Annotated in this window: 20 protein-coding genes; 11 read left to right on the top strand and 9 right to left on the bottom strand. The window is 34.7% G+C overall.

The features are described 5' to 3' along the window. Window positions 1-11: 11 nt before the first annotated feature. Genes guaA through bshC form a run of 3 tightly spaced genes read right to left on the bottom strand, consistent with a single transcriptional unit; the run spans window position 12 to window position 4592 of the window. Complete coding sequence (gene guaA, locus ICJ83_RS11070) at window positions 12-1547, bottom strand: glutamine-hydrolyzing GMP synthase (protein ID WP_188230460.1); 1536 nt, start codon at window positions 1545-1547, stop codon at window positions 12-14. 60 nt (window positions 1548-1607) lie between these two features. Then, a complete protein-coding gene (locus ICJ83_RS11065) occupies window positions 1608-2981 on the bottom strand; it encodes a pyridoxal phosphate-dependent decarboxylase family protein (RefSeq protein ID WP_188230459.1) in 1374 nt (457 codons plus the stop codon). 9 nt (window positions 2982-2990) lie between these two features. Next, window positions 2991-4592: a bacillithiol biosynthesis cysteine-adding enzyme BshC gene (bshC, locus tag ICJ83_RS11060; protein WP_188230458.1), complete on the bottom strand. Its 1602-nt coding sequence runs from the start codon at window positions 4590-4592 to the stop codon at window positions 2991-2993. 209 nt (window positions 4593-4801) lie between these two features. Here bshC and ICJ83_RS11055 point away from each other — a divergent pair, with 209 nt between their 5' ends. Beyond that, window positions 4802-5599, top strand: a complete 798-nt coding sequence (locus ICJ83_RS11055) for a TerC family protein (RefSeq protein WP_188230457.1) — start codon at window positions 4802-4804, stop codon at window positions 5597-5599. Here ICJ83_RS11055 and ICJ83_RS11050 read toward each other — a convergent pair. The 4 genes from ICJ83_RS11050 to ICJ83_RS11035 form a co-directional block, all read right to left on the bottom strand. Further along, the gene (locus ICJ83_RS11050; RefSeq protein ID WP_188230456.1) at window positions 5596-8214 is read right to left on the bottom strand and encodes a DNA gyrase/topoisomerase IV subunit A; all 2619 of its coding nucleotides are present in this window, start codon (window positions 8212-8214) and stop codon (window positions 5596-5598) included. The two genes, ICJ83_RS11055 and ICJ83_RS11050, sit on opposite strands and share 4 nt — an antisense overlap. Window positions 8215-8223: 9 nt before the next feature. Then, window positions 8224-8367, bottom strand: a complete 144-nt coding sequence (locus ICJ83_RS11045) for a hypothetical protein (RefSeq protein ID WP_188230455.1) — start codon at window positions 8365-8367, stop codon at window positions 8224-8226. Window positions 8368-8529: 162 nt separating this feature from the next. Continuing rightward, a complete protein-coding gene (locus ICJ83_RS11040; RefSeq protein ID WP_188230454.1) occupies window positions 8530-10380 on the bottom strand; it encodes a DNA topoisomerase IV subunit B in 1851 nt (616 codons plus the stop codon). 123 nt (window positions 10381-10503) lie between these two features. Beyond that, the gene (locus ICJ83_RS11035) at window positions 10504-11418 is read right to left on the bottom strand and encodes a DMT family transporter (protein ID WP_223154741.1); all 915 of its coding nucleotides are present in this window, start codon (window positions 11416-11418) and stop codon (window positions 10504-10506) included. 230 nt (window positions 11419-11648) lie between these two features. On the opposite strand from ICJ83_RS11035, the gene ICJ83_RS11030 reads away from it, so the two are divergent. Both ICJ83_RS11030 and ICJ83_RS11025 read left to right on the top strand, forming a co-directional pair. After that, on the top strand, window positions 11649-12935 hold the full coding sequence (locus ICJ83_RS11030) for a transglutaminase-like domain-containing protein (RefSeq protein WP_188230453.1): 1287 nt from the start codon (window positions 11649-11651) through the stop codon (window positions 12933-12935). Between the two features lie 34 nt (window positions 12936-12969). Next, window positions 12970-14880 (top strand): peptide-N-glycosidase F-related protein, encoded by a 1911-nt coding sequence (locus ICJ83_RS11025; protein WP_188230452.1) that lies wholly within the window; start codon window positions 12970-12972, stop codon window positions 14878-14880. Window positions 14881-14956: 76 nt separating this feature from the next. On the opposite strand, the gene ychF is transcribed toward ICJ83_RS11025, so the two are convergent. After that, a complete protein-coding gene (gene ychF / locus ICJ83_RS11020) occupies window positions 14957-16051 on the bottom strand; it encodes a redox-regulated ATPase YchF (RefSeq protein ID WP_188230451.1) in 1095 nt (364 codons plus the stop codon). A gap of 213 nt (window positions 16052-16264) precedes the next feature. Continuing rightward, on the bottom strand, window positions 16265-16618 hold the full coding sequence (locus ICJ83_RS11015; RefSeq protein ID WP_188230450.1) for a 4Fe-4S dicluster domain-containing protein: 354 nt from the start codon (window positions 16616-16618) through the stop codon (window positions 16265-16267). Between the two features lie 179 nt (window positions 16619-16797). Here ICJ83_RS11015 and ICJ83_RS11010 point away from each other — a divergent pair, with 179 nt between their 5' ends. The 8 genes from ICJ83_RS11010 (at window position 16798) to ICJ83_RS10975 (ending at window position 24611) form a co-directional block, all read left to right on the top strand. Continuing rightward, complete coding sequence (locus ICJ83_RS11010) at window positions 16798-17856, top strand: acyl-CoA reductase (RefSeq protein ID WP_188230449.1); 1059 nt, start codon at window positions 16798-16800, stop codon at window positions 17854-17856. Between the two features lie 84 nt (window positions 17857-17940). Continuing rightward, window positions 17941-19005, top strand: coding sequence for a 3-phosphoserine/phosphohydroxythreonine transaminase (gene serC / locus ICJ83_RS11005; RefSeq protein WP_188230448.1), 1065 nt, complete (start codon window positions 17941-17943; stop codon window positions 19003-19005). Window positions 19006-19073: 68 nt separating this feature from the next. After that, window positions 19074-20024 carry a D-2-hydroxyacid dehydrogenase gene (locus ICJ83_RS11000; RefSeq protein WP_188230447.1) on the top strand — a complete coding sequence of 317 codons (951 nt, stop codon included), beginning with the start codon at window positions 19074-19076 and terminating at the stop codon, window positions 20022-20024. A gap of 104 nt (window positions 20025-20128) precedes the next feature. Next, a complete protein-coding gene (locus ICJ83_RS10995) occupies window positions 20129-20767 on the top strand; it encodes a DUF937 domain-containing protein (RefSeq protein WP_188230446.1) in 639 nt (212 codons plus the stop codon). A 137-nt stretch (window positions 20768-20904) separates the two neighbouring features. After that, entirely contained in the window at window positions 20905-21345 is a 441-nt protein-coding gene (locus ICJ83_RS10990) for a DUF6146 family protein (RefSeq protein WP_188230445.1), read from the top strand. A gap of 38 nt (window positions 21346-21383) precedes the next feature. Further along, entirely contained in the window at window positions 21384-21878 is a 495-nt protein-coding gene (locus ICJ83_RS10985; protein ID WP_188230444.1) for a DUF6787 family protein, read from the top strand. After that, window positions 21879-22211 carry a hypothetical protein gene (locus ICJ83_RS10980; RefSeq protein ID WP_188230443.1) on the top strand — a complete coding sequence of 111 codons (333 nt, stop codon included), beginning with the start codon at window positions 21879-21881 and terminating at the stop codon, window positions 22209-22211. Between the two features lie 132 nt (window positions 22212-22343). Further along, complete coding sequence (locus ICJ83_RS10975) at window positions 22344-24611, top strand: TonB-dependent receptor (protein WP_188230442.1); 2268 nt, start codon at window positions 22344-22346, stop codon at window positions 24609-24611. Window position 24612: the final 1 nt, after the last annotated feature.

The raw sequence follows: 24612 nt of genomic DNA, 5'->3' as shown, positions 1-24612 counted from the left end.
CCAAATGAGATTTATTCCCATTCAATTGTTGCTGGCGGTTTCGAGCTAATATCATATACTACTCTATTAACGCCTTTTACTTTATTTATTATCTCGTTAGATGTTTTTTGCAAAAATTCGTAAGGTAAATTAACCCAGTCGGCAGTCATACCATCGGTACTTTCTACGGCTCTAAGAGCTACACATTTTTCATATGTACGCTCATCACCCATTACGCCAACGCTGTTTACAGGAAGCAACATGGCTCCAGCCTGCCATACTTTATCGTAAAGTCCCCAAGATTTTAATCCGTTAATAAAGATAGCGTCCACTTCCTGAAGAATCCTTACCTTTTCGGCAGTTATATCTCCCAGAATACGAATACCTAACCCAGGACCTGGGAAAGGATGACGCCCTAATAACTCAGGGTCAATCCCTAAAGTTGCACCTACACGTCGCACTTCGTCTTTAAAGATTGCACGTAAAGGCTCTACTATTTTTAGTTTCATGAAATCTGGCAACCCTCCTACATTGTGATGACTCTTTATGGTTGCTGAAGGTCCTCCTGTTGCTGAAACACTTTCAATAACGTCTGGATAAATAGTACCTTGTGCTAACCATTTAACATCGGTTAATTTATGAGCTTCATCATCAAAAACTTCAATAAACGTTTTTCCAATTGCTTTACGCTTAAGTTCAGGATCTTCAAGCCCTTTTAATGCTTCAAGAAAACGTTGAGAGGCATCTACACCTTTAACATTAAGCCCCATACCTTCGTACTGATTTAATACGCTTTCAAATTCGTTTTTACGTAATAAACCATTATTTACAAATATACAGTATAGGTTACCTCCAATAGCTTTATTTAGCAGTACTGCGGCCACGGTAGAATCTACTCCCCCAGATAACCCGAGTACAACTTTATCATTTCCAACTTTCTCTTGAATAGCTTCCACCGTTTCCTCAACAAATGAATCAGGCGTCCAGTCTTGATTAACATTGGCAATATTCACTAAAAAGTTTTCTAGTAATTGCTTTCCATCTGTAGAGTGGTAAACCTCCGGATGAAATTGAATAGCATATGTAATTTCTCCTTCTATTTTGTAAGCGGCATTGGCGACATCATTTGTACTTGCTATTAAAACACCATTAGTAGGTAATTCTTTAATAGTATCACTATGACTCATCCAAACCTGACTTCCTTCATTTATATTTGCAAAAAATTCCTCATCACTTTTAATGAAAGATAAATTCGCACGGCCATATTCTCTGGTGTTCGAAGGTGCTACATTTCCTCCTGAAAAATGGGCTAAATACTGCGCTCCATAGCAAACGGCTAACATAGGCTTTACCCCTCTTATGCCTTCCAGGTTCGGGTGTAATGCGTTTTCGCCTCTTACAGAGTTTGGGCTACCTGAAAGAATAACCGCTTTGTAAGATTCTAAATCTGATGGAACTTTGTTAAATGGATGTATTTCGGAATAAATGTTGAGTTCTCGTACTCGACGTGCAATAAGCTGTGTGTATTGCGATCCGAAGTCTAAAATTAATACCTTATCGTGTTGCATGCGCAAAAATAATAATAGATTTTATATTGACAATTAGGTGTCTGTTTTTTTTTAAATTTTCTAGGCCATGGTTTCTAATATCATCTCGATATCACGTTCGGTAGTATCGGGATTGATAAAACAAAAACGAGATACGGTTTCAAAGCTCTCGCCATTTTTCCATTTTGTTGGCGTTACCAAAGCGAATCCCTTTTTATGATTTTCGTAGGTCCAGTTCGTATAATCCTGAGGTGCCCATCCTTTTCGTCGATACAACACACAAGATAAACTAGGCTCTCTTACTAATTCTAAATACGGACTTTCTTCAATCATTTTACCAGCAATTTGTGCCAGTTCTACGCCACGCTCAACCGCTTCTTTATACTTATCTGTACCGTGCATAGCTAATGAAAACCATAATGGTAACCCTCTTACACGTCGCGTTAATTGAATCTGATAATCGGTTGGATTAAATCCGTGAGCACCTTCATCTTTAAAAATATCCAAATATGACCCCTGTTGCGAATGTGCCTGTTTTGCTAATTCGGGTTCTTTATATATAACAGCACCACAATCGTAAGGTGAAAACAACCATTTATGTGGATCAATGGTAACACTATCTGCTTTTTCAATGCCTTTAAACAAATGTTTTACAGAATCTGCTAACAAAGCACCACCACCGTAGGCCGCATCAACATGAAACCATAAATTTTCTTCAGCACAGATATCAGCAATACCATCTAAATCGTCAACAATTCCGGCATTTGTGGTTCCACCAGTACCTACCACCGCAAATAAACGATGGCGCTCAGCTGATGATAAACTATCAATAGCTTCTCTTAAAGCATCAGCTTCTAAACGATCTTCGGTATCAACTAAATGCACGTCAATATCGGCTACTTTTGCCATAGCCTTAACAGATGAGTGCGCTCCAATTGACGTTATAATCAACCCCTTTTCACCTTTATGAGATGCATCTAAACTACGCCAGTTTTCCCTAGCTGTAACAATAGCCGAAAGATTTGCCGATGTTCCGCCGCTGGTAAATACTCCAAATGCTCCTTCAGGCATTCCGGTTAATGACACAATCCATTTCATGGCTTCATTTTCACAGAAAATACCACCTGCACCTTCCATCCAGTACGCACCGTGAATACTTGATGCCGCCGTAATTAAATCGAACATAATGGCTGCTCTGGTTGGTGAAGCTGGAACGAAAGCTAAATTTCTTGGGTGATCTACAGGCACATTGGCTTTAGATAAGTGCTCTCTCCAAAGGTTAAACGCATACTCGCCTCCAACTCCCTTTTCTGTGATGGTTTCTCCTACCAACGCTTTTAACTCTTCGTATTTTTTTGGTTTTCCAATTGGGTGTTCTACTTCTGATACTCTTCCAATGACATATTTCATGATATCTAATGTCATTTCAATGAGTCCCATGTCAATTTTATGCATGTCTATTTTTTATAATTTTAATAGGGAAAATTCCTTTGTTAAAGGATTAAGATGTTTAATTAATTCAGGAATAAGTTGCTTACCGTGTTCTAAATAAAATTGAGAAAAATTGGTGTTTCGTTCCTGTAAACTTTGATTTGGAAATAATTCGTTTTGCAATTCAGTCATTCTGTTAACCTGATCCGCCAAGGTTTTCTTTTGCGCTTTAAGTAAACGTTTTTCAAGTTTTTCTAAACCCTTTAACTGTTTCACCTCCTGTGCTTTTACAGCACCTAAAAAAGATTTATCGGTTTGTTTAGCTAAAGCATATAAATCTTCAAATTGTTTTTGAAGTGCTTCTTTTTGTGATGAAAAATCAATATCAATGTTTGATATTTCTCTAACTTTTTTATTAATGAATGCCGATTGATTTAAAAATATATCATGATTTGAAATATTTAATTTTTCTAACTTTTTGTGTTGGCTTTCCGTTTCAATTAATACCGAGTTACGTAATATTAAAATTGGAAACGGAACATCGACCTGATTAAAATACGATTTTAACTGAAACCAATAAGCCAGCTCACCTCCTCCGCCTATATAAGCTAAATTCGGTAAAATAACCTCCTGATAAAGCGGACGCGTTATTACATTCGGACTAAAACGCTCTGGGCATTCATTTAGCTCCTTTTCAATTTCGGATTCCGTCCATGACATAGATGTATTCAATACCTTAAACACACCGTCCTCAAATACTATGCGTTCGCGAAGACCTTCTTTAATATAAAATATGTTAATTTCTCGAGGTGTTACCTGAATAGGATAATCGGTATTTACTTCACTTAATTTGTCACTGGTCTCTAAAACTTGCTGAAAAGAAGTATTTTTAAATAACTCTTCCTTTACATAAGGAATAAATTGTTGCTTTAAAGCTCTATTATTCGCATCAATTATAACCAATCCGTAGTCCTTAAATAATTCGTTAGCCAGATATCTCGTTGCTTCAGCCAAATTATCATGATCTAAATACGCCGATTTAAACAGCGACTTTAAATACTCAGCATGTACACCCGGCCCTAATTCTAAAGCAAATAAATTAAAAACCTCATCTAAACCACTGGTAGATAATTCACCAACAGCTCCACCAGATTTCGTATTCCATTGTATTTTTTTTCCTTTAAAATTAAAAAAGTTAATTTCTTCGAAATCATGATCCTCGGTTGCCATCCAATACACTGGCACAAAATTATAATCGGGATACTGTTTTTTTAATTCTTTCGAAAGATTTATAGCAGAAACAATTTTGTATAGAAAATATAATGGTCCTGTAAATAAATTTAACTGGTGTCCTGTGGTTATTGTAAAAGTACTTGCAGAAGATAACAATTCGATATGATTCAGCGTTAACTCAGAAGCATCTACGTTTTTGTACTGCTCAAAAAGCGTTTGGACTAATATTTTTCTGGAATTTTCATTAAAATGAGTTGTCTTTTCTTTTAATTGTTCACCAAAATTAACAACATTAGGATGTCTGTTATAAAAGGATTGCAGAAGCGGGTTTTCATCCAGGTAGTCGTTTATGAGACTTGAAAAATATCCTGTTTTTTTAAATGAAATACCGTCTAACAACATAGTTTAATTTATAATTGAAACGCGGGTGTAAAGATACAGTTAATCTATTCGCAAAATCTAAAAATTTCGTTAAGAGTTTTCTTTTTCTGTTTTTAATATTGCTTAAAAATCCTTCAATTTATAAAACCTTATTTTCATTACAAACACAATTGTAAATTTTACAGAAATTAATCTGTATTGATTAAATTTAGCTCTTAAAATTTATAGTTATGTTAGATTTTCTCTTTACCAGCGATGCTATTATGGCGCTACTGACCTTAACATTTTTAGAAATCATTTTAGGTATAGATAATATTGTTTTTATTTCAATAGCCGCCAATAAATTACCAGAAAATCAACAATCTAAGGCGACAACTATAGGTTTACTGTTAGCGATGGTACAGCGTATTATTTTGCTCTTTTTTGTAACGTTTTTAATTGGATTAAAAGACCCTTTTTACACCATTGATTTATCTTGGATACACATAGCTGTAAGCTGGCAGGCTATTATTTTATTTTCTGGAGGCTTGTTTTTAATCTTTAAAAGCACCTCTGAAATTCATGAAAAAGTAGAAATGCCAAAACATGACGAAGACAATTTAAACAAGAAGAAACTAAAAAGCTTATCGCAAGCTTTAGTCCAAATTCTTATAATAGATTTTATCTTTTCTATTGACTCTATTTTAACAGCAGTGGGCATGACTAATGGCTTACATGAAAACCATAACTATAACCTAATGTTGATGATAATAGCTGTAGTTATCTCGATTGCTATTATGATTGGTTTTGCGAACCCTATTCGAAAATTCATAAACACACATCCCAGTATGCAGTTGCTTGGATTAGCCTTTTTAATCCTTATAGGTTTTATGCTAATAACCGAAGCAGCTCACCTATCGCATACCAGATTATTTGGCAATACTGTTGGAGCTATACCTAAAGGCTATTTGTATTTTGCTATAGCCTTTTCGCTGTTTGTTGAATTTTTAAACTTTAGGATTCAGAAAAAACAAGATAAAGCAAATTAGAATAATGTTGGTTGGCCGTCATCATCTGATGTTTTTGAATCTCCATCATTACCAGCTACAGTCTCCTCATCAATAACCTCTAGATCATCTGCATGTACTTCTTCAGGCGCTTCGAAAGGTAAGGGGGCTAACAAATTAATTTGTTTCACCTTATCTTTAGTTAACTGATTTCCAATTGCCGCAATCCCCTTAATCGCTATAAATTCTTCTAAATTAACTTCTAAATTATCTTTTCGGTCTTTACCACGTTCTTTCACAAACTCAACTTCTGCCATAGGTAACCAATCAGTAGATACTATTTCCAAACGTGAATTTTCGTGTTCCGGAATAAACAGTTCCTCTCTGCCTTCATTTTCAATTAAAAAACGCTTTACGTAATACAACTCACGTTCTCCATTGTAATAAATTGCAGAAATTGGCTTTTTAGGTATCCATTTTTCCAGCACTATCATATCGTTGTCAAAATGTAATGTCACCTCTGGTGTTACAGTTTTTACAATTCCTTTTTGGTTAATGATTAACAATTTATCTTCACCACGAAATTCCCCCAGTAATTCACCTCGACCATCAACATTTAAACGCTGAACGGTTTCATCGAACCATATTTTTCTTGGCTTTAAAGTAGAAACACCCTTTTCCTTAAGCTCTACTTTTTTAACACTGTATTTGGTAACCAGATTTCCTTTTGAATTTCTTCCTTTAATTAAAATATCAGCAAAATCAATATCCCATTTTAACTTCTTGATGCTTCCTGCCTGTCTTAAAAAGACAGTTACAACTTCGGCCTCACCGTTTGGGTTCGCTGAAAAATACAATAAGGTAGACCCTTTGTTTCCATTGGTTAAATCGTATTCGCGATCTCTGGTTATACTGGTTACATTAAATCGCTTTATGTAAGATGGACCACCTTTACCGTCGCGATAAATAAGGTTATAAATAGTACGTTTATCTTTTTTCTTAAATACAGCAACATGAATAATATCTTTACCCACAAAAGTTTTGGTGTCGACTTTGGTAACCATCATGCTTCCATTTTTTGTAAAGACAATAACATCGTCTATATCGCTACAATCACATACATATTCGTCTCGTTTTAAAGAGGTGCCTACAAAACCTTCTTCACGATTCACATAAAGTTTTGTATTACGAATAACCACTTTTGTTGCGTCCACATCGTCGAACGTCCTGATTTCTGTTTTGCGCTCTCGCCCTTCACCATAATCCTTTTTAAGTCTGGTAAAATATGCTATAGCGTAATCAATTAAATGTTCTAAATGATGTTTTATTTGCGCAATTTGTTCTTCTAATGCATCAATTTTTTGCTGCGCTTTATCGATATCGAATTTAGAAATACGCTTAATCCTGATTTCTGTTAAACGTACAATATCTTCTTCGGTAACCGCTCTTTTTAAATGTTTTATATGCGGTTGAAGTCCTTTATCAATAGCCTGTATGACACCTTCCCAGGTCTCTTCTTCTTCGATGTCGCGGTACACGCGATTTTCAATAAAAATACGTTCTAAAGATGCAAAGTGCCATTGTTCTTCAAACTCACCGAGTTTAATTTCTAAATCCTGCTTTAAAAGCTGAACCGTATTATCGGTACTACGGCGAAGCATTTCGCTAACACCAATAAATAGAGGCTTATTATCTTCTATAACACATCCCAGTGGCGAAATCGAACTTTCACAACTTGTAAACGCGTATAAAGCATCAATGGTTTTATCGGGAGACAACCCAGATGGTAAGTGTACTAAAATTTCAACCTGAGCAGCCGTATTATCTTCAATTTTTTTAATCTTTATTTTCCCTTTATCATTGGCTTTAAGAATGGAATCTATAAGCGAAGAGGTATTCGTTCCGAATGGCAACTCCGTAATGACCAACGTATTTTTGTCAAGTTGAGATATTTTTGCTCGAACTCTAACTTTACCACCACGCATACCATCATTATAATTAGAAAAATCAGCTATACCTGCTGTCGGAAAATCGGGCACTATGGTGAAGCGTTTTCCTTGTAAATGCTTTATTGAGGCATCAATAAGTTCTATAAAGTTATGTGGTAATATTTTTGTGGAAAGACCTACTGCTATACCTTCTGCTCCTTGCGCTAGCAATAGCGGAAACATTACTGGTAAATTAATTGGCTCTTTTCGTCGACCATCATATGAGGCCTGCCATTCTGTAATTTTTGGATTGTAAACGACATCGAGCGCAAATTTAGATAAACGCGCTTCGATGTAACGAGAAGCAGCAGCACCATCGCCTGTTAATATATTACCCCAGTTTCCCTGAGTATCAATTAACAAATCTTTTTGACCTATTTGCACCATAGCATCGGCAATACTGGCATCGCCATGAGGATGGTACTGCATGGTATGACCTACAATATTAGCTACCTTATTGTAGCGACCGTCATCCAAATCCTTCATGGAATGCATGATACGGCGTTGCACAGGTTTAAACCCATCTTCTATTGCAGGTACGGCCCGTTCTAATATAACGTACGAGGCATAATCTAAAAACCAATCTTTATACATTCCCGTAACACGGGTAATTGTTTCTTGCGGTTCGTCTTGTTCGTTATTTATTAAATCGTCGCCTTCTTCAATCATTTAGTTTTGCTAATTTACTTTGGGCTTTCCGCTTAGGGATACTCGCCCTTTAATTTTAATTTTACGTTTTCTATTTACTGTGCTTGTGCTTTCAACGTGTAAATAAGAATAATCTCTTTTTGTTTCTTCTAAAGTTTCTTTTGTGTATAACATTTTATTTCGTTTTTAACCCTGATTAACCAGGTAATTATTATTGTTTTTCTTCTACAAAAATAATTCTAAACGCAATAAGTACATATCTACTTTAACGAAACTTTATAACATATTCGTAATTTAACGTTGAAATAATAATTTTTTAATAATTCAAATAGTTGTTTATTCAATAATATCTAATTCAACCTTTAAATTATCAATTATAAACTCTTGTCTTGAAGGTGTATTTTTACCCATATAAAATGATAATAATTCTTCAATAGACATATTGCTATCCAGCATTACAGGATCCAGACGAATATCGTCGCCAATAAAATGTTTAAACTCATCTGGTGAAATCTCACCTAAACCTTTAAATCGAGTAATTTCTGGTTTTGGTTTTAATTTTTCGATAGCGTTAATACGCTCCTCCTCGGTATAACAATAAATGGTTTCCTTTTTATTTCTAACCCTAAACAAAGGGGTTTGTAAAATGTATAAATGGCCTTCTTTGATGACTTCCGGAAAAAACTGAAGAAAGAAGGTTATTAATAATAAACGAATGTGCATCCCATCTACATCGGCATCTGTAGCAATTACAACATTATTATAGCGTAAATCCTCTAATGACTCCTCTATATTTAAAGCAGCTTGCAACAGATTAAATTCTTCGTTTTCGTATACAATTTTTTTGGTTAAACCATAGCAGTTTAATGGTTTTCCTTTTAAGCTGAAAACCGCTTGAGTATTTACATCTCTAGATTTAGTGATACTTCCAGATGCCGAATCTCCCTCCGTAATAAACAAGGTGGTTTCCAGATTACGCTCATTTTTGAGATCGCCAAAATGCACACGACAATCTCGTAATTTTTTATTATGAAGACTGGCCTTTTTAGCGCGGTCTTTGGCTAATTTTCTAATTCCAGAAAGCTCCTTACGCTCGCGCTCGGCTTGTAATATTTTGCGTTGAAGCTTATCGGCAACCTCAGGATTTTTATGTAAAAAGTTATCTAAATTGGTTTTTACAAAATCATTTACATAGGTTCTTACCGTTGGCAAATCGCCCCCCATATCGGTAGACCCTAATTTTGTTTTGGTCTGACTCTCAAAAACCGGTTCCATCACTTTAATGGCTATCGCACTTACCACCGATTTACGAACATCGGAAGCATCATAATTTTTACCATAAAACTCACGAATAGTTTTTACCAACGCTTCACGAAACGCATTAAGGTGCGTTCCTCCCTGTGTTGTATTTTGTCCGTTTACAAACGAATGATACTCTTCACTATACTGTGTTTTACTGTGCGTTAAAGCAACTTCTATATCGTCACCTCTTAAATGAATTATAGGATATAATCTATCATCGACATTAATGTTTTCAGATAATAAATCCTTTAAACCATGCTCGCTATAATATTTCTCGCCGTTAAAAACAATGGTTAACCCCGGATTTAGGTACACATAGTTTTTAAGCATCTTAACGATGTACTCATTTCTAAATTTATAATTTTTAAAAATGGTTTCATCAGGAACAAAAGACACTTTAGTTCCCTTTCGGCGTGAAGTTTCTTCAAGAAATTCTTTATTTATTAAATCGCCTTTTTCGAATTCAGCTGATGCCGATTTGTTATCTCTGGTAGATTCAACTCTAAAGTACGAAGACAGCGCATTCACCGCTTTGGTACCAACACCATTAAGACCGACAGATTTCTTGAAGGCTTTGGAATCGTACTTCCCTCCTGTATTCATCTTGGAAACAACATCGACCACCTTTCCTAGCGGAATACCACGACCAAAATCTCTTACAATTACTTTATTACCTTGTATGGAAATTTCGATGGTCTTCCCGGCCCCCATCACAAACTCATCAATAGAGTTATCTAAAACTTCTTTTAAAAGAATATAAATACCATCATCTGGTGAAGATCCGTCACCAAGTTTACCGATATACATCCCTGGACGCATTCGAATATGCTCTTTCCAGTCTAACGAACGTATATTATCTTCGGTGTAATTGGTTTCTTCTGCCATAAATATTCAGTAAGTTTTATTTGAGATTTGACGCTAATATAATACAACCCATTAAAAAAAGAAACCCCCTTTTCACAAAATAATTAACAATATATACCTGTATTTTTGTTAAGAACCTAGAAATTAATTTTTTGTTTCCTTTTTTAAGGACACAAATAAAATTCCAATAATCACAATAGCAGCACCTAAGCATTGTAACAATGTTAATTTTTCATTTAAAAAAATGGCTGCTAAAACTATAGTTGAAATAGGTCCAACACCTGCTACAATTGCAAAGTTTGACGAACTAATCATTTTTATAGAAGCCGATACCAAAAATGACGGTATCACCGTTGCAAATATAGCTATTAAAAAGCCATAACCATAAACCTGCCACGGAAAACTAAGCAAGCTAATCTTATTAATAATCCCATAATGAACAAAAACACATACACATGATACTAACATAGCATATGAAGTAAATTTTACAACGCCAAACTTTGGAATTAACCAGCCTGAACCTACCAAATATGAAGCATAAGTAACAGCACTCAAAAATATAAAAATACCACCCAAAAAGGTAGCGTCTCCAGAAATAGCAACCTCATCCCAAAACGCAATAACCACCCCTATATAGGTTAAAATAATAGCGCCAACCTGGATCTTAGTTATAGGCTTACTTAAAAACCATTTATTAAAAACGAGTACTATTGTTGGATAAATAAAAAGAATAATACGCTCTAAACTAGCTTTAATATAGGTGAGTCCGACAAAATCGAAATAGCTAGCCAAATAATACCCAACGAAACCGAAAAACACAAGCCAAACGAAATCTTTTCGTTGCACAGCATTATCGTTTCCTTTATTGCGATATAAAAAAGCGATAAACACATAAAACGGAAAAGAAAACAACATACGCAGCAATAAAACACTTATAGCATCAACCTCATATTGATATGCTAATTTAACCATAACTGCTTTGGACGAAAACATGGTAACGGCTAAAACGCCAATTAAAACGCCGTAAATAAATGTTTTTGTAGATTTTATTTGTTTCAATAAATTATTTTTTTCTAATAAATAGACCGCTAGAACCTAGATGCCTGTTTTTTTTTGACTCTGATGTCTATACTAATTTGAATCGAAAATAAACACCTATTTTAAAAAGACAATATGAAATAAAATAATATTACGATGTTCAGATTTAAAAATGTGTTATTAGTCGAAATTATAAAGTACCATCCCGCCTTTTTTCATAATTTGAATTTTTAAAATTTTTATCCTAAACCATGAAAAAAATAGCATTATTACTTATTTCCGTAACCGTTTTATTGAGTTGCCAATCTAAATATCCAGACGTTCCTGAGCAATATCACACCCTATTAGATAGTGCTTTTGTAAAAGCCAACGACAATGCCCCTGAAATTTTAAAAGCATTAACTGAAGCTCCCAAAGATCAAAAGGAGGGTATGGCATTTTTAATTAGCTATATGCCAGAACGCGACTTAACAACACTTAAAGCCGATTTTTTATTGGAAAATGCTAAATACGCTTACAAAGCCCGAGCAGAATTCCCTTGGTGCAAAACGCTACCAGATTCAATTTTTTTCAACGAAGTTTTACCATACACCAACGTAGCTGAAACCAGAGACCCTTGGCGGAAAGACTTTTATGAGCGTTTTAAAAAGTACGTAAGTGATGAAACCAATTTAAGGGATGCTATTTTTGCCATTGCTAACCCTATAAATAAAGAAGTTAAAGTTGAATATAATATAAAACGCTCTATAGTAGATTCGAGCCCTAAAGAAGCTATGGCAGAAAACATGGCAACTTGTACAGGATTGTCTATTATATTAACCGATGCATTTCGAGCTGTAGGTATCCCATCAAGATTAGCAGGTACAGCCATGTGGACCAATATGAAAGGAAATCATACCTGGTGCGAAGTTTGGATTGACAACGAATGGAAATTTATAGAATATTATCCCGAAGATTTAAATAAATCATGGTTTTTAGCTGACGCCGGAAAAGCAGACCCTAATAACCCCTTGCACTGGATTTACGCCGTGTCTTATAAACCAACAGGGCAGTTTTATTATGCAGGACGCGCTGCAAAATTCTTGTTAAAAGAATTAGATACGACTATGTTAAACGAAAGCACATTATCTAAATTACGCGAATGGAAACGCCGCGCAGATAAAAGTAACGAGAAGCCATATATCCATGGTGTGAACGTTACACAGCGCTATATCGATTTATACAAAAAATCCTTAGAAAATTCACCTCTCAAAGAAGACGAACTCATGGCAAACATTGTAGTCTTTAAAAATGATAATACTGAAAGTAGCGATGCTCGATTAGATTGCAGAGTCGATATTTATGAGGATGATAAAGCTGTGGATTTCGGTTATTCTCCAAGACCAACAGATGATATGAATAAGTTTTTTAAAGTAAAATTAAAAAAGAACACCACCTATAATGCCTTGGTTACCAACCCTAAAAACGATATAGAACAGAATTTCACCATAGAAACCACCTCTGAACCAACCCAGGATATTAAGTTAATATTACAATAAATAATAATTAATCCCCTAACAAATATTTTCACCGATGAAATATGTAATATTTACAAGTTTACTTCTTTTTATAGCATGTAAAAAACCTGAATTAAAAAAGAGTATTCATGTTAAGACGCATAACAAAACGACTATTGTTACTAATCCAAAGGAAGGCATAAACACCTATACCGAATGGGCTAAATTTCCTTCCAAATCGGAAGATATCAGAAAAATTACCATGTATCTGACTTTAGCTTACCCTGAAACCATGAAAATAGCTCATTGGGATTATATGGACCGTGTAAAAATTATATGTAAAGACGAAAATAATGCGGAACGTGAATTCGAAATAGGCCGCATGCTTACACCTTACGGAAGTAGCTTTAAGGAAGGGTGGAATTACACTTGGAAAACCGATGTTACCGACTTTGCTCCTTTTTTACGCGATAGCGTTCAGGTGGCGTATGTACATTCAGGATACGAATCGCCGGAAACAGGTTGGGATTTAACCATTGGTTTTAAAGTTGATTTTGGTCCACCGGTTGCTAACTTTGTTTCTGTTCAAAATATGTGGGAAGGCAATTTTCAATACGGAAATCCTGAAGACGACATAGAAAACCAGCTGTCTCCTATAACTATTTCTAAGGCAAAAAATGCTAGTTTCGGCAGGTTTAGAATTCAACATACAGGTCACGGTATGGATCGTCCAAGCGGGTGTAGTGAATTTTGTAGCCGATGGCGTGAATTAACATTTGATGGTGAAACTATTGACAAACGTGATTTGTGGAAGGAATGTAGTGATAACCCATTATTCCCGCAGGGAGGTACATGGATTTTCGATCGCGCCGACTGGTGTCCTGGTGATTTACAATTACCTGACCTGATTGACATGCCTTTAAACGAAAACACACATGTTTTAGATTTAAATATGGAACCGTTTACCGCAAATAATATCGATCAACCTAAGGAGCAAATTACGTCATATTTCTTTCAATATGAAGCACCAAATCACACGAATGATGTTGCTATTGAAGAAATAATTGCACCTAATAATGATGTTGCGTATAACAGACAAAACCCGACAAGCCTTAATCCTCAAATTAAAATTAAAAATTTAGGAAAAGCGCCTTTAACATCACTAACTGTCACCTATAAAACAGAAGGTTTTGAAGCAAAACGTATGGAATGGGTTGGTAATTTAAACTTTTACGAATCCACAATTATCACAATTCCTGGCGAAATAGATACCAATTCTGGCATTAATACATTTTTTGTATCCTTATCAAAACCTAATTTGCAGGAAGATGAATGGAAAGCAGACAACACACTAACATCTCAATTTAACGACATTCCTACCCTACCAACCGATATTGTGGTTGATTTTTTAACTAATAATAATCCAGGTGAAAATCATTTAACTATTGAAAACGAAAACAAAGAATTAGTTTTTGAAAAAACACCTAACAGTCTGTCTCCAAAAACCCAACACTTAGATACCCTAAAACTTAAAGAAGGTGTATATAATTTAAAGTTAACAGATACTGTGGGTGATGGAATTGAATTTTGGTATAACAGAAAAGCAGGTTTTGGAAGGCTTCAGTTAAAGGATTTAAGCGGTAATATTATTCAAGCTTTTGAAAGTGATTTTGGCAATGAAACGTTATACGCTTTCAGAACAAAAGAAGATGCAAAAACAGACTTAAGCATTCCTAAGTATTCCGTTAATATTTACCCCAGATATACCAACGATAGCCTTAGCGTTTATACCACAGCCAATACCCCATTCAAGCTAAAAATAAAGATTACCAAAGATGGCGTATTTATGGAAGAACATGAATTTGATCATGTGCAAAACACTAAAACCGATTTAAATGTAGGTCATTTAGACGAAGGACGTTATGTTATGGAAATTCACATGGACGGAAAACATATCATGAACCGGAGATTCAATACGTTTAAGTAATAAGATAAGTTATAAACAAAAAAATCCTGTATTGCGCTTCAATACAGGATTTTTGTTTTATTGTACCTTAAGAAATTTATACATTGAAAAGGAAGTGCATGACATCTCCATCTTTAACTATGTAATTTTTCCCTTCAACTCGCATTTTACCGGCCTCTTTTACTTTACTTTCACTACCGTAAGCTACATAATCATCGTACGCAATAACTTCCGCACGAATGAAACCCTTTTCAAAATCGGTATGTATCACACCAGCAGCCTGAGGTGCCGTAGCTCCAACACTCACCGTCCAGGCACGTACTTCTTTTACACCTGCAGTAAAATAAGTTTGTTGATTTAGTAATTTGTAAGCTGCACGAATTAATTTTGACGATCCTGGTTCCTCTAAACCAATATCAGCCAAAAACATCTGACGTTCTTCGTAATCGTCCAATTCATTGATATCGGCTTCTGTACCCACAGCAAGCACTAAAACTTCAGCTTTTTCATCTTTTACGGCTTCACGTACTTTTTCTACATAAGCATTACCTGAGACCGCCGAACCTTCATCTACGTTACAAACATACATTACAGGTTTATCAGTAATAAACTGCGATGGTTTCACAAAATCGGCATAATCGTCTTCGCTAAACTCTAAGGCTCTAACCGAAGTCCCAGCTTCTAAAGCCGTTTTAATTTGCAATAATACAGCTTCCTCTTTTTGAGCTTCTTTATTACCTGTTTTAGCAGCACGCTTAACTTTATCTAATTTCTTTTCAACGGTTTCTAAATCCTTAAGTTGTAACTCCATATCGATAGTTTCCTTATCGCGGATAGGATTTACATTTCCATCAACATGAACAATATTATCGTTATCAAAACAACGTAACACATGAAGAATAGCATCGGTTTCTCTAATATTAGCTAAGAACTGATTTCCTAATCCTTCACCTTTACTTGCACCTTTTACCAAACCGGCAATATCGACTATTTCTACGGTAGCAGGCATAACACGCTCAGGGTTTACTAAAGATTCGAGCTTTTCTAATCGTGGGTCTGGAACATTTACCACACCAATGTTTGGCTCGATAGTACAAAACGGAAAGTTCGCACTTTGCGCTTTAGCATTAGACAAACAATTAAATAAAGTTGATTTCCCTACGTTTGGTAATCCTACAATACCTGCTTTCATGTAAAAATTATGTTTATTTCCTTTTAACGGAACACTTTAATAATACTATTTTTTTCTGAATAACTCCTTATACCTATAAAAAGCTAAATTTTGCGAGTGCAAATGTAATTAATTCCACTCTTATTTATAGGTTTAGAATCTAATATCTGTTAAAATAAAAAAATCCTAAGCATACACTTAGGATTTTTAGTTGTATCTAAAATGAATATTAATTTAATCTTCAGGATGCATGAAACGCTGTTTTGCCAATAATTCCTCTTCAGTTTCTACGTGATCATCATCAGGCACACAACAATCTACCGGACATACAGCAGCACATTGCGGCTCGTCGTGAAACCCTTTACATTCTGTACACTTGTCTGGTACGATATAATAAATTTCATCGCTAATAGGTTCCTGAGCATCATCTGCATCAACCTCGGTTCCGTTTGTTAAAACAACATTTCCTGTTAAACTTGTTCCATCTTTATAACGCCAATCGTCTGCACCTTCATAAATTGCAGTGTTAGGACATTCTGGTTCACATGCTCCACAGTTAATACATTCATCTGTTATTATAATAGCCATAGCTTCTTCTATTCAATTAGTTTTTCTTGTTTATAAAATGCAAAAAGCACCATGTAAAGGGCTTTTAATATCACATTTTTAATACTTAAATAAATGCAGATTAAAAAAACGGATTCGTTTCATTTTTCTAACTTTGCAAAGCAAAAATAAAGCCAAAACTATTCATAACCAAATTCAGAATGAATTTACAGCAAAGAATTAATGCTTTTGTAAAATTAGGAGATTTTATACGTCAATTTTCTAATGATACTGTGGTAAAACAAAATACTGTTGAATTTAACGATATGTTTTTCGACGGATTTCAACATCAATTAAAATTAGCCGAAGAACATAATGGTTGGTTTACCCAAGAAAATATAAAATTCGCTCTAAAAGGTTGGAGTGAATCCTTGACAGCCGATAAATTTAAAACATGGTTAAGTCCTTATGATATTCAAGAAACCGAACAAAAGGAAGTTGCTATAATTATGGCCGGAAATATTCCATTAGTAGGTTTTCACGATTTTTTAACTGTATTAATTACAGGACATAAGGTACTGGTAAAGCAATCGTCGAATGACAAGCATATGCTTCCCTACCTTGCTAAATATTTAGAATTCGTTGAACCTGGATTTAAAGGTCGTATTAAATTTACCGAAGATAAAGTTGAAAATTTTGATGCCGTTATAGCCACCGGAAGTAATAATACCGCACGTTATTTTGAATATTACTTCAAAAACAAACCATCTATAATAAGAAATAACAGAAATTCGGTTGCTGTACTAACAGGAAACGAAACCCAAAATGAACTTGAAAAGTTAAGCGAAGATATTTTCAGGTATTACGGTTTAGGTTGCCGAAATGTTTCTAAATTATTTATCCCAAAAGACTATAATTTTGATGCCTTTTTTAATGCCATGTACAAATGGCACCCCATTATTGAAAAAGCAAAATACGCGAATAATTACGATTACAATAAAGCGGTATATTTGATGAGTGAATTTGATATGCTCGAAAATGGCTTTTTAATGATTAAGGAAGATCAGAGTTACGCCTCTCCTATTGCAACAGTATTTTATGAGTATTATGAAAATTTAGATGAAGTAAAGAAAAAAATAGTCGCCGACGAAAAACAAATTCAGTGCGTTGTAGCCAAAGGTTTTACTGAAAATGAAATTCCTTTTGGAGCCACCCAAAAACCCGAACTTTGGGATTATGCGGATAGCGTCGATTCTGTTGAATTTTTATTATCAATTTGACGAAAAAATTATTGAATTTTCAGTACGAAATCATCAATTAATTAGCAACTTTGTATCTTTAAAATTTACAACTCTACAACAAAAATGAAAAAACATAATTTTAGTGCTGGCCCAAGTATTTTACCACAAGAAGTACTTCAACAGGCTTCTCAAGCCGTAATTGATTATAACAATGAAGGTTTATCATTAATTGAGATATCACATAGAAGTAAAGCTTTTGTCGATATCATGGAGCAAGCCAGAGCCTTAGTCATTGAATTACTAGGTTTAGAAGGTAAAGGGTATAAAGCACTATTCTTACAAGGAGGTGCCAGTACTCAGTTTTTAATGACCGCAATGAATCTTTTAGAAACAAAAGCAGGTTATGTAAATACTGGTGCTTGGAGTGGAAAAGCTATAAAAGAAGCTCAAAAAGTTGGTAATATTGTTGAAATAGCCTCATCAAGTGATGCTAACTTTAATTATATACCAAAAGGTTTCGAAGTTCCTTCAGATCTTGATTACTTACATATTACTTCAAACAATACTATTTTTGGTACGCAGTTTAAATCATTCCCAACGACATCAGTGCCTTTAGTATGTGATATGAGTAGCGATATTTTTTCACGTGCTATTGATTATTCAAAATTTGATTTAATATATGCTGGTGCTCAAAAAAATATGGGGCCTGCCGGGACAACATTAGTTGTAGTTAAAGAAGATATATTAGGAAAAGTAACACGTAACATTCCTTCGATTTTAGATTATCAAAAACATATAGGTGCCGGAAGTATGTTTAATACGCCACCTGTTTTTGCGGTATACACTTCTATGTTGACTTTAGAATGGTTAAAGAAAGAAGGCGGTCTGGAAGCAATTGAAAAAGAGAACGAGAAAAAAGCCACTTTAATGTATTCTGAAATAGATCTTAACCCTCTATTTAAAGGTTTTGCAGCAACAGAAGACCGTTCTCCAATGAATGCAACATTCAATTTAGTAAACGAAAACTTAAAGGAAACTTTCGACACCATGTTAAAAGAAGCTGGTATTAGCGGTGTTAATGGTCATCGTAGTGTTGGAGGTTACAGAGCTTCAATGTACAACGCCTTACCATTAGCAAGTGTACAAGCTTTAGTTGAAGTAATGAGTGAATTAGAAAACAAAGCTTAAACCAAATAAAGAACTTAATTTTCAGTTGAACTTCTAACGTTCAACCTTTTAACTTATAACCTAGATAAATGAAAGTATTAGCAAACGACGGTATCTCAAAAAGTGGTATCGTAGCCCTAGAAAAGGCAGGTTTCGAAGTTATTACTACAACAGTAGCTCAAGAACAGTTAATAAATTATATTAACGATAATCAAATTAGTGTTTTATTGGTGCGAAGTGCAACAACAGTACGCAAAGACCTTATAGATGCTTGTTCAAGTATTAAAATCATTGGTCGCGGAGGTGTTGGCATGGATAATATCGATGTAGAGTATGCCAGAGAAAAAGGTATTTCGGTAATTAACACCCCAGCAGCTTCATCGCACTCGGTAGCAGAATTAGTTTTTGCTCATTTTTACGGATTAGCGCGATTTTTACATAACTCTAACAGAGAAATGCCTCTTGAAGGAGACACGAAATTTAAAGCCCTTAAAAAAGCGTATGGAAAAGGTGTCGAATTAAAGGGTAAAACTTTAGGTGTTTTAGGCTTTGGCCGTATTGGTCAGGCAACAGCCAAAGTAGCTTTAGGTGCAGGAATGAAAGTGATTGCTTTCGATCCGTTTATGGAAAAAGCAAATTTAGAATTAGAATTTTTCGATGGCCAAAAAGTAAACTTCGAAATCAATACGATTTCTAAAGAGGAGGTTTTAAAACAAGCCGATTTTATAACTTTACACGTTCCAGCTCAAAAAGAGTATGTAATAGGAGCTCCAGAATTCGAATTAATGAAAGACGGTGTGTTTTTAGCAAATGCAGCCCGTGGTGGTGTGGTTGATGAAGTAGCTTTAGTTAAAGCTATTGAAAGCGGAAAAGTAGCAGGAGCTGCATTAGATGTTTTTGAAAAAGAACCAACTCCTGAAATTCAATTATTAATGAATGCTTCGTTATCTTTAACACCTCATACAGGTGCGGCAACAAACGAAGCTCAAGATAGAATTGGAACAGAACTTGCAGAACAAATTAGCAGTATTCTAGGCTAATTTTAATGTGACTTTGATAACAAAATGGAGTCCTATACGTATGTATGGGACTTTTTTTATCCCATAACTAAGCAAATTTATTAACCATAAAATTAAACAATATCATGTCTGGCATTTTAGACTTATTAAACAGTGATTTAGGACAATCCATAGTCAATGGTGTATCAAATCAAACGAATCAATCAAAAGGAAAAACACAAGACGTTTTAACTATGGCTTTGCCTGTTTTAATGCAGGCCATGAAACGCAATGCATCATCTCCAGAAGGAGCAGAAGGATTACTGAGTGCTCTAAATAGTGGCAAGCATGACGGAGGCATTCTAAATAACTTAGGCGATTTGTTTCATGGAGGTGTTGATGAAAATGTTATTACAGATGGAAGTAAAATATTAAACCATGTTTTAGGAAGTAAACAGCAACATGTTGAAAATGTACTGGGCGCAAAGGCTGGTATGGATTCTGGATCGGTGGCACAAATATTAAAAGTGGCAGCTCCAATTTTAATGGGAGTTTTAGGAAATAAAGCGAAACAAGAAAATGTAAATAGTTCCAACGGGTTAGAAAGTTTACTTGGCGGCTTAATTGGCGGTAACTCTCCGCAAAGTGAACAAAGTTTTCTTGAATCCATTCTAGATGCTGATGGCGACGGTAGCGTAATAGACGATGTTGCTGGGATGGTTTTAGGAGGAAATAAAAAGAAAAGTGGGCTTGGCGGACTTTTAGGAGGCTTGTTTAAAAATTAATTCCTTTAGTTAATATAAATCATAAAACGTCAAACCCTATGGTTTGACGTTTTTATTTTGTTAAACCCCTTCCATTCCGCTTTAATTTTTCGTATATTTAGTAAAATAGTTAACTCTAAAACAACACTTTGTAAGCTATGAAAACATCTCTTTACATCATAATCGTTATGGCTCTTGTAATTGGATGTAACACTGCAAAACCTGTTGCAAATAAAAGTAATAAAGAAGAATTAAGTGCTACTAAATTAAGTGATACCGTTAGTATAGCTAATGATGATTTGGAATATGAAATTATTATCATAGAGCCTGGTTTTAATTACTGGTTAAATAGTATTGCAAAACCTGAAGGTTATTATTCTCAGCAATATTTAGAAACCAGAAATCTCTTTTTTGTAAACGAATGGAATAACCGTGTGCTTCAACCTTCGAGGTATAACCCTAATTTATATCAGCTTCAAATAGACTATCAGCCCAACATAGATTATGGTTACGAAGTAAATTACAAACTTTACAATTATTTCATTTATTTTCAGCTCACTTACAATCAACAATTAACAGGTTTTCTACCTAGAATTTAATTGCTTTCATTACTTTTGCCCCAACAACTATATAAAAGGTGAACACATTTAAACAACGTTGGCAAATACAGCAAAACTGGCAGCTCGTCTTTCCTTTTTTAGGGGTTATTATTCTAGCCTACTCTGCATTTAAATTGTCTTTTATTTTCATAAAGGAAGAGCATATCATTTTTAATGTATTGTTAAGCCTTGTTATTTACTACCTTTTATTAAAATTTGTCCTGTTCACGTTTAAAAAACTGCAAAACAAATGGGTTGTTAAGTACCGTTGGGAATTTATTCGTATTTACATTGTCTTTGCCTTAACAGGCTCTTCATCGCTATACATTAGCCGACCATTAATAAAATTAATTGGAATTACACAAGAAAATCTAAACCCTGTTCTTTACTGGATTCTATTTATTTTTATTGGCCTAATCTTTTATCAAATATTATTAGTTTCTTTTGGTTGGTTGTTTGGTCAGTTCGAGTTTTTTTGGAACTTTGCAAAAAAAATACTAATACGTTTTGGTTTAAAGCGTTTTTTAGACTAAATGCAACAATTAAAGATACATAAGGCGTTAAAAATAGTAGCATTGCTTTTAGCTATTGCACTACTTACTCCTACTATCAATAAGTTTGCTCACCTTTTTGCGCACCACCATCATGATATTTGTAAAGGAGAAAAAACCACGCACTTACACGAACTTAACCTTGATTGTGATTTCTACAAATACAAGGTTTTTCATAACTACACTTTTCACTTTTTTAAATATAATATTTTCTTAATAAAAGAGGAATCAATTCAAATAGTCTCACAATATCAATTTTTAAGCGAGTATCAACGCTTACAAACCGCATTACGCGGCCCCCCTTCCCTTATCTAACCATCAATAAATACACTGGTAAGTTTACCAGTAAACACAATTAATTTATAAAATCATCTGAAAGTCATAATTGTTAAATTTCATTTTTGAGGAAATTAACAGCGTTTTGACACCAGATAAAATATACGTAATATGCGATTACTTTTAAATATATTGCTGTTTTTAGCAGTGACTCATTTATATTCACAAAATACTTTAAAAGGCTTGGTTCTAGATAATGATACCAGCACCCCCCTAACCTATGCTAATATCTATTTTACAGACCTTGAAAAAGGAACTACAACCGACGATCTTGGTAATTTCACAATAAATAATCTGCCATCGGGAAATTACAAAGTAGTTATTTCTATTCTGGGTTACGAAACTAAGGCTATAAATGTAAATGTTCCTAATTTGCAATACATTGAAATACGTTTGGATGCATCAGCTATAGAAATGGAGGATATTATTATTTCCACACCATTTCATAAATTGCAAAGTGAAAATGTAATGAAGGTAGAGCGTGCTTCTGTAAAAGATTTAAATGCCAATGGTGCAATTAATTTAATTGATGGTATTAGCAATATTGCCGGTGTTGAAAGTGTAACCACAGGTTTAAGTATAGGCAAACCTGTTATACGTGGTTTAAGTGCTAATCGCGTTTTGGTTTACACCCAAGGCGTGAGACTAGAAAATCAGCAATTCGGAGGTGAACATGGTCTTGGAGTAAGTAGCAGTGGTGTTGAAAGTGTAGAGGTAATTAAAGGTCCGGCTTCCTTACTTTATGGTAGTGATGCGCTTGGAGGCGTTTTGTATCTCAACCCTGAAAAATTTGCAGCAGAAGGCACATCAAAAGGAGATCTTGGTGGTAATTATTTTAGTAACACCCAAGGATTCAATACAGGGGCAGGCTACAAAGCTTCAGAAAACAATTTTAAATTCTTGTTTAGAGGAAACCTTAGCGAACATTCTGATTATAACACATCTGACTACCGCGTGACAAATACCCGATTTAGAGAACAAGATTTTAAAGCTGGTATAGGATATCAGGAAAATTCCTTTAAAACGGATTTTAGATATAATGTGAACCATTCAAAACTAGGGATACCAGAGGAAATTGGTGAACAAAGCACCCTAAAAACACCGTTACTCCCTTTTCAGGATATTACTAATCATGTATTCAGTTCGAAAACTACAATTTTCTTGAATGCATCAAAATTAGATATTAATTTAGGCTACATATACAACGATCGTAAAGAGTTTGAAGATGAACATCATCATGACGAAGAGGAACATGAAGATGAACATCTTGAAGAACACGAAGAGGAACATCATGAGGAACACGAAGAGGAACATCATGAGGAACATGAGTTTCTAGAGGCTGCTTTACAAATGAAATTAAAAACGGCCAATTATGATATTAAATACACCTTACCGGAACTAGGTAAATTTGAAACTATAATCGGTGTTCAAGGCATGCATCAAGTGAATACAAACTACGGTGAAGAACAATTAATCCCCGATGCTACCACCAACGATTTTGGAGTAATGGGAACTTCACACATTCATTTCAATAATCTTGATATTCAACTAGGGGCACGCTACGACAACCGAAAGATTAATGTTGTTTCAGGATTGAATAGAGATTTTAACAGTTTTAATGGGGCGTTAGGTATCAAAACAAACCTAAGCCAAAATTTAACAGCGCGTTTTAACTTTGCTTCAGGATTTAGAGCCCCTAATTTAGCCGAATTAACTTCCGATGGCATCCACCATGCATCTAATCGTTACGAAGTAGGTAATTCTGACTTAAATAATGAACAAAATTTTCAATGGGATTTAGCCTTAGAATACAAAAACGAACATGTTGAGTTTTTCGCTAATGGGTTTTATAACAAAGTAAACGATTATATTTACCTATCTCCTAATGGCGCTATAACAAACAATACGCCTGTTTATGATTATATTCAAAATGATGCCAAATTATATGGTGGAGAAGTAGGACTGCATATCCACCCGCACCCTATCCATTGGTTACATATTGAATCAAGTTTTGAAACGGTTACTGGAAAACAGGACAATGACAACTATTTGCCACTTATCCCTGCAAATTCTTTAAGCAATGTTTTACGAGTTGAATTTGAAAGACCTTGGCTCAATAATGCCTATGCATTTGTTAAACTTGCAAGCACCTTTAACCAAAATAATGTGGGGATTTTTGAAACTACAACCGATGGTTACAACTTACTTAGTGCTGGTTTTGGTGGTAGCTTCAGCTTGTTTAAAAATGAAGCTACAATTAATATTTCGGGAACAAACTTAACTAATAAAACTTACATCAACCATCTGTCGCGTTTAAAGCCTGATGGCATCTTCAATATGGGCAGAAATATTAGTATTGGATTAAATTATCAACTTTAAT

It is taken from the genome of Aestuariibaculum sediminum, assembly GCF_014596945.1.
GTDB classification, from domain to species: Bacteria; Bacteroidota; Bacteroidia; order Flavobacteriales; family Flavobacteriaceae; genus Aestuariibaculum; species Aestuariibaculum sediminum.
The sequence above is the reverse complement of the archived record's forward strand: the minus strand, read 5'-3'. Positions and strand labels throughout refer to the sequence as shown.

Excerpts from the sequence above, each read along its gene's own strand:
- guaA (WP_188230460.1), bottom strand. The coding sequence starts at position 1,547 with ATGCAACACGATAAGGTATTAATTTTAGACTTCGGATCGCAATACACA.
- ICJ83_RS11065 (WP_188230459.1), bottom strand. The coding sequence starts at position 2,981 with ATGCATAAAATTGACATGGGACTCATTGAAATGACATTAGATATCATG.
- bshC (WP_188230458.1), bottom strand. The coding sequence starts at position 4,592 with ATGTTGTTAGACGGTATTTCATTTAAAAAAACAGGATATTTTTCAAGT.
- ICJ83_RS11055 (WP_188230457.1), top strand. The coding sequence starts at position 4,802 with ATGTTAGATTTTCTCTTTACCAGCGATGCTATTATGGCGCTACTGACC.
- ICJ83_RS11050 (WP_188230456.1), bottom strand. The coding sequence starts at position 8,214 with ATGATTGAAGAAGGCGACGATTTAATAAATAACGAACAAGACGAACCG.
- ICJ83_RS11045 (WP_188230455.1), bottom strand. The coding sequence starts at position 8,367 with ATGTTATACACAAAAGAAACTTTAGAAGAAACAAAAAGAGATTATTCT.
- ICJ83_RS11040 (WP_188230454.1), bottom strand. The coding sequence starts at position 10,380 with ATGGCAGAAGAAACCAATTACACCGAAGATAATATACGTTCGTTAGAC.
- ICJ83_RS11030 (WP_188230453.1), top strand. The coding sequence starts at position 11,649 with ATGAAAAAAATAGCATTATTACTTATTTCCGTAACCGTTTTATTGAGT.
- ICJ83_RS11025 (WP_188230452.1), top strand. The coding sequence starts at position 12,970 with ATGAAATATGTAATATTTACAAGTTTACTTCTTTTTATAGCATGTAAA.
- ychF (WP_188230451.1), bottom strand. The coding sequence starts at position 16,051 with ATGAAAGCAGGTATTGTAGGATTACCAAACGTAGGGAAATCAACTTTA.
- ICJ83_RS11015 (WP_188230450.1), bottom strand. The coding sequence starts at position 16,618 with ATGGCTATTATAATAACAGATGAATGTATTAACTGTGGAGCATGTGAA.
- ICJ83_RS11010 (WP_188230449.1), top strand. The coding sequence starts at position 16,798 with ATGAATTTACAGCAAAGAATTAATGCTTTTGTAAAATTAGGAGATTTT.
- serC (WP_188230448.1), top strand. The coding sequence starts at position 17,941 with ATGAAAAAACATAATTTTAGTGCTGGCCCAAGTATTTTACCACAAGAA.
- ICJ83_RS11000 (WP_188230447.1), top strand. The coding sequence starts at position 19,074 with ATGAAAGTATTAGCAAACGACGGTATCTCAAAAAGTGGTATCGTAGCC.
- ICJ83_RS10995 (WP_188230446.1), top strand. The coding sequence starts at position 20,129 with ATGTCTGGCATTTTAGACTTATTAAACAGTGATTTAGGACAATCCATA.
- ICJ83_RS10990 (WP_188230445.1), top strand. The coding sequence starts at position 20,905 with ATGAAAACATCTCTTTACATCATAATCGTTATGGCTCTTGTAATTGGA.
- ICJ83_RS10980 (WP_188230443.1), top strand. The coding sequence starts at position 21,879 with ATGCAACAATTAAAGATACATAAGGCGTTAAAAATAGTAGCATTGCTT.
- ICJ83_RS10975 (WP_188230442.1), top strand. The coding sequence starts at position 22,344 with ATGCGATTACTTTTAAATATATTGCTGTTTTTAGCAGTGACTCATTTA.